The organism is Microcoleus sp. K5-D4 (assembly GCF_036704575.1).
Classification (GTDB): domain Bacteria; phylum Cyanobacteriota; class Cyanobacteriia; order Cyanobacteriales; family Microcoleaceae; genus Microcoleus.
The window spans coordinates 1-2,662 of the sequence record NZ_JAUBSD010000184.1 but is presented as its reverse complement, the minus strand read 5'-3'; the positions used below and the strand labels follow the sequence as shown (position 1 = coordinate 2,662).

At 50.8% G+C, this 2,662-nt stretch carries 3 protein-coding genes; 1 reads left to right on the top strand and 2 read right to left on the bottom strand.

The window, feature by feature from the left end:
• Nucleotides 1–312 (bottom strand): DUF4347 domain-containing protein (locus QUA77_RS28850; protein ID WP_333454040.1); only part of this gene is annotated, 312 nt, incomplete at its 3' end.
• A 775-nt stretch (nucleotides 313–1,087) separates the two neighbouring features.
• On the bottom strand, nucleotides 1,088–1,957 hold the full coding sequence (locus QUA77_RS28845) for a calcium-binding protein (RefSeq protein ID WP_333120026.1): 870 nt from the start codon (nucleotides 1,955–1,957) through the stop codon (nucleotides 1,088–1,090).
• Here QUA77_RS28845 and QUA77_RS28840 point away from each other — a divergent pair.
• On the top strand, nucleotides 1,956–2,662 hold a 707-nt coding region (locus QUA77_RS28840), incomplete at its 3' end, for a hypothetical protein (RefSeq protein WP_333454038.1). The two genes, QUA77_RS28845 and QUA77_RS28840, sit on opposite strands and share 2 nt — an antisense overlap.

Here is a 2,662-nt window from a genome sequence, read left to right as displayed (position 1 = left end):
GCTTTCATATTGCGGCAAATTATCCGAATTCAGCGTTGCAGAACCTAGCTGCAAGCTGCCAGAATTGCCGTGAGAAAAAATGTGAACTTGGTCTACAGTTTCCCCAGCAGCAGAAATTGTTTGCAGTTTCCCAGTAATTTGCTCGACTCCGTTACCATTTTTATCTAAAATGATGATCTCTGCACCGGGAAGCACGCCACCCGCAAGAGTTTGATAGTCATCTAAGTCGGGATCAATGAAGACAATAGATTTAGAACCAGCATTGGGGAAAACAGATTGTGAATCCATGTTAGTGGCAAAAGTTGAACTCATTTCGCATACCCATGAGAATGTTTACTATTTGCTGGTAGATTCACCTTGAAAGCAGAAGGCTAGAGATCCAGAAGGCAGTAGGCAGAATTAAAATCTCGGTGTTCGATCCGGGAGATTAAAATTTAGGTAAAAATTTTAACTTTATCCCTAATTGAAATCCGAGACTTGTCTCCCTAATCAGCTTAAGCTGTGTAAAAATTGCGATTTTTTTAGCAATTAACAGCAGAGGATGTAATGTAAATAGTCCGGCACGGGGAACCTCTCTATATAGATTTGCCATGCACACCATTAGCCAGATAAGTAGTGCATCAAACCATTGGGAAGCCTTGGTCAGTGAAAATTAATAAAAGATTTTCGGGGGTTCCGAATTCCTGAAAATTGCTCTAGCTAGTACCTGATACATTCGCATTAGATAAAACCAGGAAAATTGCCTAAAAATTTGATTGATTTAACTTTTTCATACCTGGAAAAAATTTCAAAAAATTTGAAATTTAGTGGTTGAGAAAGCTTGCTTTATTCGGGCGCTACTTATGGCTAGCCAGCTCAGGATTGCAATAGACGGATGTGCCTCATTCTAGATGTGGGCGATCGGCAATAAACAAGATTTATTACCGATCGCTGTTGAAAAGAATCAGATCGATCGCTCCTATTCGTTGGCGTAGCCCCCGTAGGCGCGGGCGACGCTAACGTCATCCACCAAATTTCAGGAGTTTGAGAGCTTTCTTCACCACTTCTAAGCGGGCTGGCTGCTTATAGCGCACCCTATCCCAGGCAGTTAGAGTGTTAGCTGAGTGAAATCGCTAGCGGTAAGAATACCGGGGGTAATATTGTTAAGCTTCGCTAACAATTGATTGGTGTCCGTCACAGTAATCAAAGTTTGATTGTTGCTGGAAGTAATACTGAGTTGATTAAAACTCAAATCAGAATTCAACCCAATTAAATCCTCTCCCTTGCGGAAATCATTAATGATGTCGCTACCCACACTTTGATTGAGGAAAAACACATCATTTCCCGAACCTCCCGTCAATGTATCGTCCCCAACATCCCCGGAAAGGAAATCGTCCCCAGCACCACCGCTGAGAATATCATTACCTTTGCCGCCGTAAAGCGTATCGTTATCGGTGTCGCCGAACAGCACATCGTTTTCATTGCCACCCAAAAGCAAGTCGTTGCCCTCACCGCCATCGAGACTGTCGTTTTCTTTGCCGCCGTAAAGCGTGTCATTTCCCAATAAGCCAAAAATCAGGTCTGCACCTTCATTGCCAAAGGCAATATCGTTGCCATTTCCAGCATTAATTGTGTCATTTCCTAAGTTGCCTAAAATGTAGTCGTCTCCATCTTCACCGAGTAAGATATCGTCATCTTTGCCGCCAAAAATGCTGTCGTTGCCAAGGCCGCCGGCAACTGTATCATTGCCTAAATCTCCCCTCAACAAGTCGTCGCCCTCACCACCAACAACAGTGTCATTATCTTTGCCAGCGTAGATGGTATCGTTGCCAGCGTCGCCAGAGATGAAATCGCTGCCTCCATTGCCGAAGATTGAGTCGTTATCTGCACCGCCGTCAATGTTGTCATTGCCGCCCATACCGTAAAGAATATCGTTGCCGACTTGTCCGTTAATCGACTCGTTGATGCCACCGCCCATGATGAAATCGGCATCGTTACCGCCGTTGATAGTTTCTTGGACGGGGTTGGGGGTGATGGTGGCAGAGTCGAGTTGCGGGGGGTTGAGGCTATCGAGCGGGTCAGCATCCGAGGCCGGAGTTGGAGTCGGAGTCGGTTCCGGTGTCGGCGGAGTTGGAGTCGGTTCGGGCGTGGGAGTTGGCGCCGGTGCGGGTGTGGGAGTTGGCGCCGGTGCGGGCGTGGGAGTTGGCGCCGGTGCGGGCGTGGGAGTTGGCGCCGGTTCGGGCGTGGGAGTTGGCGCCGGAGTCGGTGGTGTCGGCGCCGGAGTCGGAGTCTCAGTCGGAGTAGGCGCCGGCGCGGGTGTCGGAGTAGGCGCCGGTTCGGGTGTCGGAGTTGGTGCCGGTGCGGGTGTCGGAGTAGGCGCCGGTTCGGGTGTCGGAGTAGGCGCCGGCGCGGGTGTTGGAGTAGGCGCCGGTTCGGGTGTAGGAGTAGGCGCCGGTGCGGGTGTCGGAGTAGGCGCCGGCGCGGGTGTAGGAGTAGGCGCCGGTTCGGGTGTCGGAGTAGGCGCGGGCGTGGGAGTTGGCGCCGGTTCGGGTGTCGGAGTAGGCGCGGGCGCGGGTGTCGGAGTAGGTGCCGGTGCGGGTGTGGGCGTCGGAGTAGGCACCGGGACGACACTACCTCCCAATTCAAAAGAGCCGCTGTCGACGATGGCACCTGGAATGCTGTC

What these genes read in the sequence shown, in the direction of transcription:
- QUA77_RS28845 (WP_333120026.1), bottom strand. Translation starts at nt 1,957, where the DNA reads ATGGGCGGTGGCATCAACGAGTCGATTAACGGACAAGTCGGCAACGAT.